This is a genomic window from Streptomyces sp. NPDC087420 (assembly GCF_044744165.1).
Lineage (GTDB): Bacteria > Actinomycetota > Actinomycetes > Streptomycetales > Streptomycetaceae > Streptomyces.
Window position 1 is genome coordinate 525,573 of record NZ_JBIUXU010000002.1, and the last position, 14,130, is coordinate 539,702.

Below are 14,130 nucleotides of genomic sequence, written 5' to 3' on the forward strand. Positions count from 1 at the left end.
CGATGAGCACCCGACTGATCCACCGCCCGGCCAGGACCACCCGCCCCCCGGCCGCCTCCGAGGCGCGCGTCATCGAGGCCCCGCCCAACCTGCCCGAGGGCAAGGCGGGGAACATCGCGATGTCGCTGCTCCCCGTCGCCGGCGTCATGTCGTCCGTCGTGATGATGACGGTCGTACGGAACAGCCAGTTCGCCGCGCTCGGCGCGCTCATCCTCGTCGTCACCATCATCGGCACCGTCGCGCTCCTCTTCTCGCAGCGCGGCAAGGCCCAGCGCACCCGCCGCACCCAACGCGAGGCGTACCTCGCCTACTTGGAGGACCTGCGCGAGGAACTCTCCGCCGAGGAACGCGAGCGGCGCGAGCGCGCCGACGTCCTCAACCCGCCGCCGCACGCGCTGTACGACATCGTGCGCGGCCCGGCCCGGCTGTGGGAACGGCGCAGGGCCGACGGCGACTTCCTGCGCGTGCGCGTCGGCACCGGCGAGATGCCCGTACGCGATCTGAAGGTCGCCCAGCAGGGTTCTTCGGTCCTCACCCCGCCCGACCGCTTCATGCTCAACGAGGCGTCGTCACTGATGGCCCGCTTCCGTACCGGCACCGAACTCCCGCTCACCGTCCCGCTCGACCGCGTCGGCAACGTGAGCGTGATCGGCCCCCGTGAGGACTGCCTGCGCGTCGCCCGCGCCCTGCTCGTCCAGGCCGCCGCCCTGCACGCCCCCGACGACGTGGCGATCGCGCTGGCCGCCCCCGGCGACCGGCTCGCCGACTGGGAGTGGGCCAAGTGGATGCCGCACCTGCTGGACACCGAGCAGTTCGACGGCCCCGTCGCCGCCCGCCGTATCGCCCCCTCCGCACCCCAACTCGCGCGCCAGCTGGGCCCCGAGCTGCGCCGCCGCGCCTCCTACGCCGCCGAGGTGCGCCGCGGCCTGTCCGGCAAGGACGCCCTGTCGATGACGTCCCGGCTGCTCGTCGTCACCGACGGACACGGCGAGGACGCGGTCGACCTGCCGCTCCCCGACGACGCCGTCGGCCTGCGCGAGATGGGTGTCACCGTCCTGCACCTGCTCGACCAGCGGATCCAGGAGCCGGGACACGTCGGTGTACGGATCACCGTGGACGGCGACCAGGTGGTCATCGAGGACCTCCGCGCGGAGGAACCGGTCAGCGCCCACGGCACGGTGGACGAGGTCAGCATCCCGTTCGCCGAGGGCCTGGCCCGGATGCTGGCGCCGATGCGGCTGTCCGCCGAGTCGCTCGGCGACGCCCCCCTCGCCGGGCCCGTCGACTTCGCCGACCTCCTCGGCATCGACGACGTGGCGCGGCTCGACCTGGCCCGCCTGTGGGCGCCGCGCGGCGAACGCGCGTTCCTGCGCGTGCCGATCGGCGTCAGCGACTCCCACGAACCGGTGCTCCTGGACCTCAAGGAGTCCTCCGAACTGGGCATGGGCCCACACGGTTTGTGCGTCGGCGCCACCGGCTCCGGCAAGTCCGAACTCCTCCGGACGCTCGTCCTCGCCCTGGTGGCCACACACCCGCCGGAGGATCTCGCCCTGGTCCTGGTCGACTACAAGGGCGGGGCGACCTTCGCGCCGTTCGCCGAACTGCCGCACGTCGCCGGGGTCATCACCAACCTGGAGAACCAGGCCGGCCTGGTCGAGCGCGTCCACGCCTCGCTCGCGGGTGAGGTCAAGCGCCGCCAGCAGGTGCTCAAGGACGCGGGCAACATCGCCGACATCGGGGACTACGCGGCCCTGCGCGCCGAGCGGCGGCCCGAACTGGAGCCGCTGCCCCACCTGTTCGTCGTCATCGACGAGTTCGGTGAACTCCTGACGGCCAAGCCCGACTTCATCGACCTTTTCCTGTCCATCGGCCGCATCGGCCGCTCCATCGGGGTGCACCTGCTGCTCTCCAGCCAGCGCATCGAGGGCGGCCGGCTCAAGGGCCTGGACACGTACCTCTCGTACCGCCTCGGCCTGCGTACCTTCTCCGCCGACGAGTCCCGCACGGTCCTGGACACGACGGACGCCTTCCACCTGCCGCCGCTGCCCGGCTTCGGCTACCTCAAGGTCGACACCAGCCACTACGAGCGCTTCAAGGCGAGTTACGTCTCCGGCGCGTATCGCGGTCCGGTGCGGCGCGCGGAGGACGAGGACACGGGGCCGCTCGCGCTGGAGTACGAGGCGTTCAACACCCTCGCGGCGAACGAGGGTTCGGGCAAGCAGGAGCCGTCGGCGCGGCGGCGCGAGACCGGGCCGACCGAGATGGGCGTCATCGTCGGGCAGCTCAACGACGCGGCGGGTCCGGTGCGCCGCATCTGGCTGCCGCCACTGCCGGACGCCCTCACGCTGGACCAGGCCGCGGGGCAGCTGGACGTGGGGCCGCGGGGGATGCAACTGGCGGACGCGCAGGGGGGCGTGGACCGTACGAAGGGCAGGAGCGGCCGGGGCCGGAGCCCGCTGCGGGTGCCCCTCGGGCTCCTCGACGACCCGACCAGGCAGTGGCAGGGCCAGTGGTACCTGGACCTCACGGTCGCGGGCGGCCACGCCGCCGTCATCGGCGGCCCGCAGTCCGGCAAGACGACCCTCCTGCGCACCCTCGTCCTCTCCCTCGCCCTGACCCACACCCCCCAGGAAGTCGGCGTCTACGGCCTCGACCTGGTCGGCGGCGGCCTCCAGGCGCTGTCAGGACTGCCGCACGTCGGCGGCATCGCGGGCCGCGCCGACCGCGAGCGGGCTGCCCGTACGGTCGAAGAGGTACGGAACATGCTCGCCGCCCGCGAGGACCTCTTCCGCGAGCACGGCATCGACTCCGTCGAGCAGCTCCGTACCCTCCACGCGGCGGGCCGGCTGCCCGGTCTGGCCTCCGCCGAGATCGTGCTCGTCATCGACGGATTCGGCGCGCTGCGCGACGACTTCGAGGACCTGGACGACGCCGTCGTGGACATCCTCAAGCGCGGGGGCGGGTACGGCATCCACGTCGTCGCGGGCATGCTGCGCTGGAACGACGTCCGCATCGCCACGCAGTCGAACTTCGGCACGCGCGTCGAGCTGCGCCTCAACGACCCGACCGACTCCAGCGTCGACCGCAAGCTCGCCGAGACGCTGTCGCCGGACGAGCCGGGCCGGGTCCTCACGGACGCCAAGCTGTTCGCGCAGGTCGCGCTGCCGCGTACGGACGGAGTGGTGGACGTCGCGGACCTCGGCGCCGTGCTGGAGCGCACCGCCCGTACGATCCGGGCCACGTGGAGCGGTGACGTCGCCCAGCCCGTACGGATCCTGCCGCACGTCCTGGAGCCGCACCTCCTGCCGGGCCCGGTCGCCGAACCGCGGCGCGTGCCGATCGGGCTGGACCAGGCGGCGCTCGCGCCCGTCCTGCTCGACCTGTTCGGGCACGACCAGCACCTGCTGGTGCTGGGGGACAGCGAGTGCGGCAAGACGAACCTGCTGAGGACCGTCGCCGCCGGCCTCATCGACCGGTACGGCGAGGACGACCTGGTCTTCGCGGTGATGGACCCGCGGCGGAGTCTGCGCGGCGCGATCCCGGAGGAGTTCAACGGCGGGTACGCGTACAACAGCAAGATGTGCACCGGTCTTTCGAACGGGATCGCCACCGAGCTGGCCAAGCGGCTGCCGGACGACGGCGCGCGGCTGGAGGACCTGGAGCCCGGCAGCTGGGGCAGCGGCCCGCGGATCGTGGTCCTGGTCGACGACTACGACGTGCTGACCACGGCGGGCCAGTCGCCGCTCGCCGCGTTCCTGCCGTACATCCCGTCGGCGGTCGACATCGGGCTCCACTTCGTCCTGACGCGCCGGGTCGCGGGTGCGTCGCGGGGGATGTACGAGCCGCTGGTGCAGGGCTTGCGGGAGTCGGGGGCGTCGGCGGTGCTGATGGCGGGGGACCGAAGCGAGGGGCAGCTGTTCCCGGGGGTGTACGCGACACAACAGCCCGCCGGGCGCGGGGTGTTCATCCGCAGGGGGCAGGCGAACCGGCTGATCCAGACGGTGTACGGGGCTGCCGGATGACGTACGACCGTCCGTACCGGCGCCGACGACCGCCCACCGGCCACGGATCGACACGCGCCGGCCACCGATCGACACCCACCGACCACTCGAAGGACGGACGACCCCATGACCAAGGACGTCATCGCCCTCACCCCGCGCATGCCCGACCCGTTGAGTGTGCTCGCGGGTCTGCTGTCCGGCGGCCCCGACAAGCTGGTGGGTACGGAGGGCGAGGGCGCCGTCGTACAACTCTGTGACGAGCAGGGCCGCCCGCTGATCTCCGTGGAGGCGCCGCTGCTCGTCCAGGTCGCGGGTGAGGCCGAGCGGCTCCTCGGGGCCGTACCCCCGCCGCTTCCGTTCTGGTGGACGGAGGCACGTGCCACCACCGGGGTGGAGGAGGCCGAGCGACTCGCCGGGACCTTCGCGGCGAGGCTGGCCTCGCTGGCCGGCGGCACCGCCTGGCCGAGGGCGGCGGCGCGCTCGCTGGCCGTGGTGAAGACCGACGGGGTGAGTGTCGCGCCCGCGCCGGCCGCCGCGCAGCCGGCGGTCGACGTCCTGACCGACAAGGTCGCCGTGGTCATCCAGGACCGTCCGGTGGTCGCCATGACAGCCTGGCTGTCCGACGCCTTCCGGGCCACCGCTCAGGCCGAGTTGGGCCTCCAGATCGTCAGCCCGGCGGGGACCACGCTCTCGCCGGCCGTCCGCGACAGCCTGGGCGGCTGGCCGTCGCGGTGGGTCGTACAGGACGAGCGGGACGGCTACTACGACGGCCTCTCGGGCGCCGTACTGCGGTGGCAGGACGGCATGTTCGGGACGGTCGTGGCGGCCGGCGCGACGCCGGACGATCCCCGTACCCCGGTGGCCGCGGCCTTCCAGGAGGTGGCGGACACCGGTGAGCGCCAACTGGCCGTCTCCTTCCGGGCGGTGCATCCGGCGGACGACCGGCTGGTCCTGGGCGGCGCGCTGGAGTCGGTGTGGCGCGAGCTGACCGGCGGGCCCCCGGCGGGGTGGGGCACCGCGGAGCCGGCCAATCTCCCCTGGTCGCCTGCTCGTTTGACCGAGGTCGCCTTCGGGCGGGCACCCGAGCCGACGTGGGCCGTGGTGGTCGGCACCCCGGAGCGGCCCGGTCTCGCCACCGTCCGTATCAGCCGTACGAAGGCGGGGGTCGAGGAGGACGTCAGGCTGGCGTTCGGCTACGGGGCCGGTGAGGAACCGCCGTTGGAGGCCCTGCGCCGGACCGCGGAGGTGCTCGCCACGCGCCATCACCTCCAGTCGATGCTCGTTCAACTCCGCAAAGCACGGCGCGATCTGGGGGTGCCGCCGCGCTTCGAGGGTCCGGGTGTCCCGGTGGCCTTCGTGCTCGGCGCGGAGGAGGTCCGTACGATGCCCGGCGACCGCGCCCGGCACACGCCGCTGCCCGAACCCCCCGTGTCCCTGGGCCCGAAGGCCCGTCCCGCGCTCTACTACCCGCTGCCGGGCGACCCCTCCGACCTGGCGGGATGGGCGGACTTCGAGCGCCTGATGCGGCACTTGAAGGGCGCTGAGGGCACCGAGGGGGTGTGAGCGGTGTCATGTCATGTGTTGGTCACAGTCAGCTGATAACTGATTGCGTTTGTGACGGCTGGGTTGATAGGGATGGAGGGACGTGCATTCGTTCGGAACGACCGGGGGGAGTCCGATGAAGTTCGACATGGGGACGCAGGTCCTGTCGACGCTGATGTCGCAGTCGCAGGGTTCGAGTACGGATCTGGGCGTGCTGATCCGGCAGTTGGTGCAGGCGGCGGAGCCGTTGGAGGGGAAGTTCAACGGCGCGGGCAAGGTGGCGTTCGACTCGTTCAAGTCGCGGTCGGACGAGATCACGGCGGCGCTGAACGGCGCGCTGTCGGCGATCCTCGGCGGTCAGTCGGGGATGGAGTCGGCGTTCGGCTCGGGTGACCAGGAGCAGGGCGACAACGCGCAGTCGCAGATGTCGGCGGCGAACTTCGACGCGGCGCGCTTCTCGGGCCGCTGAGGGGCGTACGTACGGCCGTACCCGACCCTGACCGGATCGAGTACATCTCATGGAGCACATCTCATGAAGCACAGCTCACGGGGAGAGTGATTGTGATGGCTGCTGGCAGTGACCGTCGTTCGTACGACACGGGAGCGTCCACGGAGGCGCAGGGCAACCTCCAGTCGGTGATCGGCCAGTTGGAGTCGGTGATCGCGGCGCGTGACGCGCAGGTGAAGGCCGCCATGTCGGACTTCGCGGCGGACGGCGTGGCGGACGATTACCACGGCAAGGAACTGCGCTGGACCAGCGCGTCCCAAGAGGTCAAGAACATCATCCAGTTGCTGAAGACGACGCTGGAGAAGAACGACGGGACGGCGCAGCAGACGCTGTCGCGGGCGAAGTCGGCGGTCGACAACATCGGCTGACCCCGGTCATGAGGGTGAGTTGACGGTCCGGTTCACGGGGGAGCGTGCGTCATGGCGTCGTGGGACATCAAACCGCAGGGTGTGCAGGGTCAGTTGAAGACCGTGGGCACGCACGCGGGCGAGTTGGAGAAGGCACTGACCGCGCTGGTGGCGGACATGGCGGAGGCCGCGCAGGCGGCGGGGACGGCGGTCCCGGGCTCGATGGTGCACAGCGGTGCGCCGTTGCAGGGTCCGGTGGCGGTGGGCCAGGCGCCCTTGCGGGCGAAGGCGACGGGTCCGGTGGCCGCGGCGCTGGGGGAGTATCTCGGCAGCCGCCAGCCGGACTTCAAGGCGATGGCCGAGCGGATCGAGGCGTCCATCCTGGGGGCGGCGACGGCCACCAACGAGTACATCGAGGGTGACCTGGAGGCCGCGAAGCACGCCCAGGACGCGGCGAAGGCGGTTCAGCTGGAGTCGTTGAGGGAAGCGGCCGGGGGGCACAAATGACCGGGGGGCACGAATGAGTGGGGACGCGCCGGTCGACCCGGCGGAGATTCCGGTGTTCACCGGGAATCTGGAGCTGCTGGACGAGAAGGTCAAGGCGATCTCGGGCGCCGGCCCGAAGATCTCCACCGCCACGAGCGACGTGCACACGAGCTTCGGCGGGCTGCGGGCGTTCTATCAGGCGCCCGAGGCGGAGCAGTTGTTCGCGGTGACGAAGCCGGTGTCGGACATCGGGCTCTCGCTCAGCTCCGACCTGTGTGTGATCGCGGGCGCGTTGGGGACGTACTCGAACGACGCGCGGCCGCTCAAGGACAAGCTGGACGCGTTGCGGGCGGAGGCGACCGCCTTCCGGGCGAAGGTCGCGGACGACGACAAGTGGCGCGAGGACGGCGACCTGATCGAGGAGAACCTCGACCGGCGCAACGAGGTCGCCGAGGTGTGGACGGCGTTCCAGGAGGTGGAACGCGCGGCGTACGCGAAGATCGTGGCGCTGTTCTGCGGGACGCCTCTGAAGGTGAACGACGGCTCCAACCAGCCGGGCATGTACGGCTATGACGCGGAGGCGTTGAAGCAGTCGAAGAGCCTGCCGTGGGGTGACGCGGTGGCGGAGTCGGTGCCGTGGTGGCAGGTGTGGGAGCACGCGTACGACTTCGGCAAGGGCATCGTCGTCGACGGCGTCTGGGGCACGATCAAGGGCCTGGGCACGCTGGTGGGTTTCAGTGGCTGGGACGCGGCGGGCCAGGCGTGGACGGGCCTGGGCAAGCTGGCCACCGGCGTACTGATCACGGCCATCCCCGGTGTGGGGGCGGCCTATTGGGCGGCGCCGGCCGACAAGCTGCCGTCCTGGCTGCGTGATTCGCGTACGGCGATGAAGGAGACGGGCAAGGCGCTGCTGGCGTGGGACCAGTGGAGCGAGAACCCGTCCCGCGCGGCCGGCGCGGTCACGTTCAACGTGGTGACGACGGTGTTCACCGGTGGTACGGGTGGCGCGGCGGCGGGCGCGGGCAAGGCGGGCGCGGCGGCGAAGGTGCTGTCCGTGGCGGGGAAGGCGAGCCGGGCCATCGACCCGATGACGTATGTCTTCAAGGGCGCGGGTGCGGGCCTGTCGAAGATCGGCGACGTCATGGCGGGCCTCAAGGGCCTGGGCAACGTCAACCTCCCGGCCTTCCCGGAGGGCACGATAGCCCTGCCGGAAGGCGCCGTGAAACTTCCCGACGGCACGATCCGCCTCCCGGAGGGCGCGGCGCTCCCGGAGGGCGCGGCGAAACTCCCGGACGGCACGGTCCGCCTTCCGGAAGGCACAACGGCCCTCCCCCCGGGCACGGTCCGCCTCCCGGTCGAGGGCGCGCCCCGCTTCCTGGACGGCGAGGGCAACATCCTCAAGGAGGACGGCAGCGTCCTCCACCGCGCCGAGGACGCACGCGCCGAAAAGCCCCCCACCGCGGGCGCGGACACCCCGCGGGTGGAGACCCCGGTCAGGGAACCGGCCCTGGTGGGGGCGGGCGCCCGCACAGGCGACGACGTGATCCGACTCGGCTCGGACATCTCCGACCCGGCCCGCGTGGCCGACAACACCCCCACCCGGCAGGCCGACCAAACCCCGGGCGGCACAGCGGGCAATCACCTTCCGGGCGGCACAGCGGGCAACCACCTCCCGGGGGGCCGGGCCGACGACCTGGCCCGCGGCCCCTCCGCCAGCCACGAACCACCCACCGGCGGCCACACCGAGCGCCCGCCAGGCGCGGGCCACGACGCCACACCGGGCGGTTCGTCCCACTCGGACACTCCGGCGGGCAGCCACGGTGACAGCGGGGCGAGCGGTCACGGAGACACTGGCCCGGGCCACCCGACCGGTGGCCACGGCGGGGGCGGCTCCTTGCCTGACGGACCGGTCAACGGCGTTGACGACTCGCTACTCCCCGGGGCGTCGGAGGTTCGTCCGGACGGCGCTCGGTATGTGGACGAGCCTGCTGTCGACGATGTCGCGGCAGCGCGTTTCTACGACGAAGTCCGGGCCAATCCGGACGTTCTCGATATCAAGCGCATTGCGCAGAACACCGGTCTCAGCGTTGACGTGTTGGATCGCGTCAGAACCCATTTTTTCCTCACGGAGCACGCGGTGGCTCAAAGTCCCGGTGTTGTACGGCAGGCGTACTTCACACCCCGCGACGATATCGCCACGATTTGGGAAGCGGCTGGTCGGCGCGATCTGAAACCCGACGAGGCCAGGACCTTCGAGCGTTATATTGCTCATGAGTACGTAGAGAGCCAATTGATCGAGGCGGGTCTGCCGTATCTTCGTGACGAGCCACACCTTTGGGAGAGTTTCCAGAACGAGGGTAATTCTGGGTACTATCACGATTGGCCCAAACGTTGGGAAGACGCAGGCGCGCACGAACTGGCCGCGACTGAGAACAGGGGCGGGTTCAATCATTGGCAGAGGCTGGGTCTCGAGGTTCCGAAGGTTGAGCTGACGCCCGGTCTCTCCAACATAGACGAGGTGGTCGCAGCCCTCTTCGAGGAGCTGCGATCGAAGGGATTTGAGCCGAAGTGACCGATCAGACGTCATCCGCCATGCTGGATCGTCTTCGCGCGGTGGAGTGGGCGGGTGACTGGGACTACGCGTTCGAGCGCGTCATGTCGCGCCGTGTGCTGATGCGCGAATATCTGCGCCGTGCTGCCCAGTGGGCCCAGGCGTACTCCGCGGAGAGCGTGTGGCCGTTCTTCGACGTCACGGAGTTTGTGGACTCTGATTTCCGTCTCTCCTCGGAAATGGCCTCGGAGCTCGAAGAATTCCTCAGCCGTGTTCCCGGCAAGGCTCTCAAGCGAACCTGTGCAGGTGCGGTGCGGATGGCGGAGCTCCGAGCGCAGCGGCCGGCTTCGCTTCCCGACCTTCCTGATCTCTACGAACCTCTGGTCCGTTTCTATGAGCGGGGCGGGGAGTTCTTTCGTGACAACGCCGGTTTTCTCGACTTGACGGGTGTGTTGTTCAGGCCTGGAACTTTGCAAGGGCACCTCGATACTCCGCGTCTCAGTACGCTCAGCGACGTGATGCTCGATGCCGTGGACGCCGAGGGCAGCATCTCGTACTACACGGCGCCCGGCGGTGGGGGCCCTCTTCTGAGGCGCCGCGAGCTCCGGGATGAGTGGCGTGACGAGGTGTTCAGCCAGGACCTCCACTGGGAGCCGACGGATTTGCTGCCGGCCTTGGAGGAAGACATGAAGGATGCCGGCTGGGTCCCGTTGGACGAGATGGAGGCGGCCGAACTCATCGGGTCAGCTGTGCCGGACAACTCCCGGTAGCTACGCGTGGTGGAGACCCTCCAGAACCTCTGGTTCGGCCCCAGGGCGCTCCTGAAGCGCAACTGGATCGGTGAGTACGACACCTGACAGCCCTCGATGCGATCCACGCCTACAGACGTCGAAAGTTCGACATGAGCAAGGGGACTCTTCCATGTCCGTAGTTGTTGCCCGGCATGGGCTGGCAGGGGGAGCCGACGCCGAGAGGTACGCGGAGCGGCTGGGCGAGCACCTGTCCAAGGAGATGAACCGTCTTGAACACTCGACGTTTCTGATCGACTCCACGTTCAGTACGGCTCTCCTCATGGTGAATGCCCGAAGCGTCGTCGATCCACGGGCGGCGGCGGTGGAGACGTGGGAAGCCGTGGTCAACGCGATGCAGTTGGGCTCGGCGCTGTTCGAGGTGACGGCGGTGAGTGAGGGGTCCGTCGAATACCGGATCGACCGGAAGCTGTGGGATCTCCCTGCCGCCGGCCCGATGCCGTCCGCCGACGCGGGGAACTGGTTGACGGCGTTCTGGCTGGCGGTGGTCTGCCGTGATCAGGGGCGGATGACACGGCTGTGTGACATCCCGCTGGAGCGGCTGCGCTCCCCTGAGGGAAAGTACGACGAGTACATCTACCACTGGGTCGATGTGCTCCAGACGTACTGGCAGCGACGGCCCGGCCTGGTGGAGAAGCTCACCGCCACGCTCCAGGCGTCGGATCCCTCGGTCGCGCGGATCACTCCGAAGGACATGCTCCAGGGTCTGATGTATCCGCCGATCAATCTCTTCTACAACTTTGTGCGCAAGAACGAGGAGGGCTTCGGCCCGGCCCTGGAAGAGGCCCTGCACCTGCACAAGATGTACTGGACCCTCGACGAGGACCGAGCGGCGGACATCTCCGGCAGTATCGCCCTCGGCCCCCTGGCCATCGCCTGCCTCGCCTACGACGGTGGCATCCCGATCGACGTCGAGTCCGAATACCTGCCCAAGCACCTCCTCGAGCGCGGCTGGGTGGGCGAGTTCCCCACCTGATGTGACGGCGAGACGTACTGGAGTCATGTCGTCGCCACCAGGCGTGCCGCCTCGTTGGCGCAGCCCCAGGAGAGGGTGACTCCTGAGCCGCCGTGGCCGTAGTTGTGGATCACAGGGGTGGTGGGGAGGAGGTGGGGGTCGTGTTCCAGGCGGACGCCGGCGGGGCGGTGGGGGCGTAGGCCGACCGGGTGGGAGAGGACGGGGGCGTCGGCCAGGCGGGGTTCGAGGGCGGTGCAGCGCGCCAGGATCGCCGATGCCGTGGCGGGGTCGGGGGACAGTTCCCAGCGGTTCACGTCGAACGTGCCGCCCAGCACGATGTCCATACCGCGCGGGTGGATGTAGGTGTAGCCCTCCGGGTGGTCCTGCACGCGCAGGGAGGTGCGTAGTCCCGGGTTGGCCACTCGGACGAGTTGGCCCCGTACCGGAGTCATCGTGGGGTCGCCGCACAGTGAACCCGCTGTCAGGCCTGCCGCGTTGACTATCAGGGGGGCCCACATGGCCGCCTCGGAAAGGTGGTTGATTCTGCGGTGGTGGAGCAGTCCGCCCGCCGCCAGGAAGCGGGTCACCAACCAGTTGAGGTAGACCGGCATGTCGACCGTCGGCGCGTCGAAGGACCAGCCTTCCGTCCAGGGCCCGTTCGCCTCGTTCGTACGGAGGGGGCGCAGGCCGGGTACGGCCGTTGCCCACCAAGGACGTTCGTCGTCGTGGGGTGAGGTGTACATCCGGCAGGGGCCGAGCGTGACCCCGGGCGTTCCGTCGGCGGCCTGGCGGGCGAGTTCGGCGTAGGTGTCCGACGCCCGGACGGTGATGTCGCGGCCGGCCCGCATACCGGTCGGGTACCAGACCGCCGCCGCCACCGACGACGTCCTGGCGGGCAGTGCCTCGTCGGTCACCACCAGGACGCTCGCGCCGAGTTCGAGCAGCCGTATCGCCGTGGTGAGTCCGATGATCCCGCCTCCGACCACCACGACGTCCGCCTTCATGGACTTCTCCGGTTTCATGGTGGGTCCCTCCCGTCCGCTGATTCCCCGGCTCGGACCGCGTGGCCTCCGGGGCGTTCTTCCAGGACGCCAGGTACGGCCGGACCTTGTCCAAGACGCTTTCTCGCGGCGGCGATACGGGGTGCCTATCGCGATACGGGCCGCTTATCGGTGGGCCCGAAACTCGTCTTGGATGGGGGCCGGGGGCGGCCCTTACCATCGGCTCATGGACCTGCGACGACTGGGCTATTTCGCCGTGCTGGCGGAGGAGTTGAACTTCACCCGGGCCGCCCGGCGGCTCCACATCGCCCAGCCCGCCCTGAGCCAGCAGATCCAGGCGCTCGAACGGCAGGTCGGCGCCCAGCTTGTTCTCCGGGAGTCCAAGGGGTGCTCCCTGACGCCGGTCGGTGTGGTGGTCGCCGAGGAGGCGGGCCGCCTCCTGCGCCAGGCCGAGGCCGCCGAGCGGCGCATCCAGGCCGCGGTGCACGGCCGCGCCGGGCGGCTGCGGCTCGCGTACACCCGTTCGGCGCGGGGCGGGGTGGTCGACGCGCTGGTCAGTGAGTTCCGCAGCCGGTACGGGGACATCGAGCTGAGCGTCCAGACCGGCTGGACCGCGCACAACGTCGCGGAGCTGCGCGCGGGCCGGCTGGACGCCGCCTTCGTACGGCCGCCCATCGACGAGGCCCCCGAGCTGCGCTACCTCGTCCTGTCCGAGGAGGAGCTGCTGCTGGCGCTGCCGGCCGGGCACCCGCTCGCCGGGTTACGTACCAGGATCACCCGTGAGCAGATCGCCGACGAACCGGTGATCCTCTTCCCCCGGGAGAACGGGCCCGGCATGCACGACCTGATCACCCGTCAGGTCTGGCCGAACGGCCCCCGTATCGTCCGGCAGGAGCCCGACGACGAGCAGCTCCTGCTCGCGGTGGCCGCCGCCCACGGCATCTCGGCCGTCCCCGCGGGCCGCGCGCACGCGCTGCGGCTTCCCGGCGTACGGCTGCGCCACCTGAGCGCGCCCGTACCGACGGTCCCCCTGGCGCTGGCGTACCACCCGGGCGCCGACCTGCGCGTGGTGAACCTGCTGCTGCCGTTGGTGGGGGGTGGCGGGGCGGCGGGTGAGGGGGCCGGCGGGGTCATGGGTGGGGCGGCCGGTGGGGTCACGGGTGGGGCGGCCAGTGGAGTCACGGGTGGGGCGGCCGGTGGAGTGGCAGGCCCTGATCAGCCGTAGGCCGAGGGGGGGTGACCCTGGCGGGGTTACGCCGTTTCGCGGCTTTCACTGCTTTCGCGCGCGGGGTGGTGCAGGCAGGAGGTCACCACAAGCAGGGGCCACAGGGCCTGGGCGGCGGTCAGGACACGTTCGGCGACGCCGGCGGCTCCGCCGCTCTGCAACTCGACCAGGAACCACGCCGCCCCCAGCACCATCAGCGCACTCGCCACGATCGACGCCGGGAGCTGGAGCGCCCACGGTCCCGTTCCGGTGCGATGGGCGGCCAGTACCGGCCACGCCGCCATGAGGGCGAATCCGATCGTGACCACGGTCCCGTGGCCGAAGTTGCCCCCGCGGACCGGCGCGGGGAAGACGGTCAGCGCGATCGCCGCCACGCCACCGCCCGCGAGCGCCAGCCGTCCGGGGAACCTCGCGGCCCGGAGCCCGCGGGCGGTGGCCAGGTAGCACGTGCCCAGGGTGACCAGCATGGCGTTCATCACCCAGTAGCCGGGCGCGCCATAGGCCGCCAGGATGCTGATCGTCTGGGTGACGGGGTCGTAGCCGGGTCCCTGCAACACCTCCGCGGTCGCCCACCCACCGACCAGCAGGAGGGGAGCGGACCCGGACGAGAGCAAGGCCCACCAGGGAGCGAGTCGCATCAGATCAGCCTAAATGCCTTATTCCCTGCATTTCTCCTCACACGCGGACGACCAGAACGTAAATACG

The 14,130-nt window shown here is 70.5% G+C and carries 11 protein-coding genes; 9 read left to right on the forward strand and 2 right to left on the reverse strand.

Features of this window, described 5'->3' with window-relative positions; genetic code table 11:
* Nucleotides 1–2 precede the first annotated feature (2 nt).
* The 8 genes from eccCa to ACIO1C_RS05860 all read left to right on the forward strand — a co-directional run bounded on the left by eccCa (nt 3) and on the right by ACIO1C_RS05860 (nt 11,220).
* Nucleotides 3–4,022 carry a type VII secretion protein EccCa gene (gene eccCa, locus ACIO1C_RS05825; RefSeq protein ID WP_401858999.1) on the forward strand — a complete coding sequence of 1,340 codons (4,020 nt, stop codon included), beginning with the start codon at nt 3–5 and terminating at the stop codon, nt 4,020–4,022.
* A gap of 105 nt (nt 4,023–4,127) precedes the next feature.
* Nucleotides 4,128–5,564 (forward strand): DUF6177 family protein, encoded by a 1,437-nt coding sequence (locus ACIO1C_RS05830; RefSeq protein WP_401859001.1) that lies wholly within the window; start codon nt 4,128–4,130, stop codon nt 5,562–5,564.
* 115 nt (nt 5,565–5,679) lie between these two features.
* Nucleotides 5,680–6,012, forward strand: coding sequence for a hypothetical protein (locus tag ACIO1C_RS05835; protein WP_401859003.1), 333 nt, complete (start codon nt 5,680–5,682; stop codon nt 6,010–6,012).
* A 95-nt stretch (nt 6,013–6,107) separates the two neighbouring features.
* Nucleotides 6,108–6,419, forward strand: coding sequence for a pore-forming ESAT-6 family protein (locus ACIO1C_RS05840; RefSeq protein WP_401859005.1), 312 nt, complete (start codon nt 6,108–6,110; stop codon nt 6,417–6,419).
* Nucleotides 6,420–6,470: 51 nt separating this feature from the next.
* The gene (locus ACIO1C_RS05845; protein ID WP_401859006.1) at nt 6,471–6,905 is read left to right on the forward strand and encodes a DUF6507 family protein; all 435 of its coding nucleotides are present in this window, start codon (nt 6,471–6,473) and stop codon (nt 6,903–6,905) included.
* Between the two features lie 13 nt (nt 6,906–6,918).
* Nucleotides 6,919–9,456, forward strand: a complete 2,538-nt coding sequence (locus ACIO1C_RS05850; protein WP_401859008.1) for a hypothetical protein — start codon at nt 6,919–6,921, stop codon at nt 9,454–9,456.
* Nucleotides 9,453–10,205 carry a hypothetical protein gene (locus tag ACIO1C_RS05855; RefSeq protein WP_401859010.1) on the forward strand — a complete coding sequence of 251 codons (753 nt, stop codon included), beginning with the start codon at nt 9,453–9,455 and terminating at the stop codon, nt 10,203–10,205. Before ACIO1C_RS05850 ends, ACIO1C_RS05855 begins: the two co-directional genes overlap by 4 nt.
* Nucleotides 10,206–10,356: 151 nt before the next feature.
* The gene (locus ACIO1C_RS05860) at nt 10,357–11,220 is read left to right on the forward strand and encodes an immunity 49 family protein (RefSeq protein ID WP_401859012.1); all 864 of its coding nucleotides are present in this window, start codon (nt 10,357–10,359) and stop codon (nt 11,218–11,220) included.
* A gap of 23 nt (nt 11,221–11,243) precedes the next feature.
* Here ACIO1C_RS05860 and ACIO1C_RS05865 read toward each other — a convergent pair whose 3' ends face one another.
* A complete protein-coding gene (locus ACIO1C_RS05865; protein WP_401859014.1) occupies nt 11,244–12,221 on the reverse strand; it encodes an FAD-dependent oxidoreductase in 978 nt (325 codons plus the stop codon).
* A 205-nt stretch (nt 12,222–12,426) separates the two neighbouring features.
* On the opposite strand from ACIO1C_RS05865, the gene ACIO1C_RS05870 reads away from it, so the two are divergent.
* Entirely contained in the window at nt 12,427–13,425 is a 999-nt protein-coding gene (locus ACIO1C_RS05870) for a LysR family transcriptional regulator (protein ID WP_401859016.1), read from the forward strand.
* A gap of 26 nt (nt 13,426–13,451) precedes the next feature.
* On the opposite strand, the gene ACIO1C_RS05875 is transcribed toward ACIO1C_RS05870, so the two are convergent.
* On the reverse strand, nt 13,452–14,063 hold the full coding sequence (locus tag ACIO1C_RS05875) for a DUF998 domain-containing protein (protein ID WP_401859018.1): 612 nt from the start codon (nt 14,061–14,063) through the stop codon (nt 13,452–13,454).
* Nucleotides 14,064–14,130 lie beyond the last annotated feature (67 nt).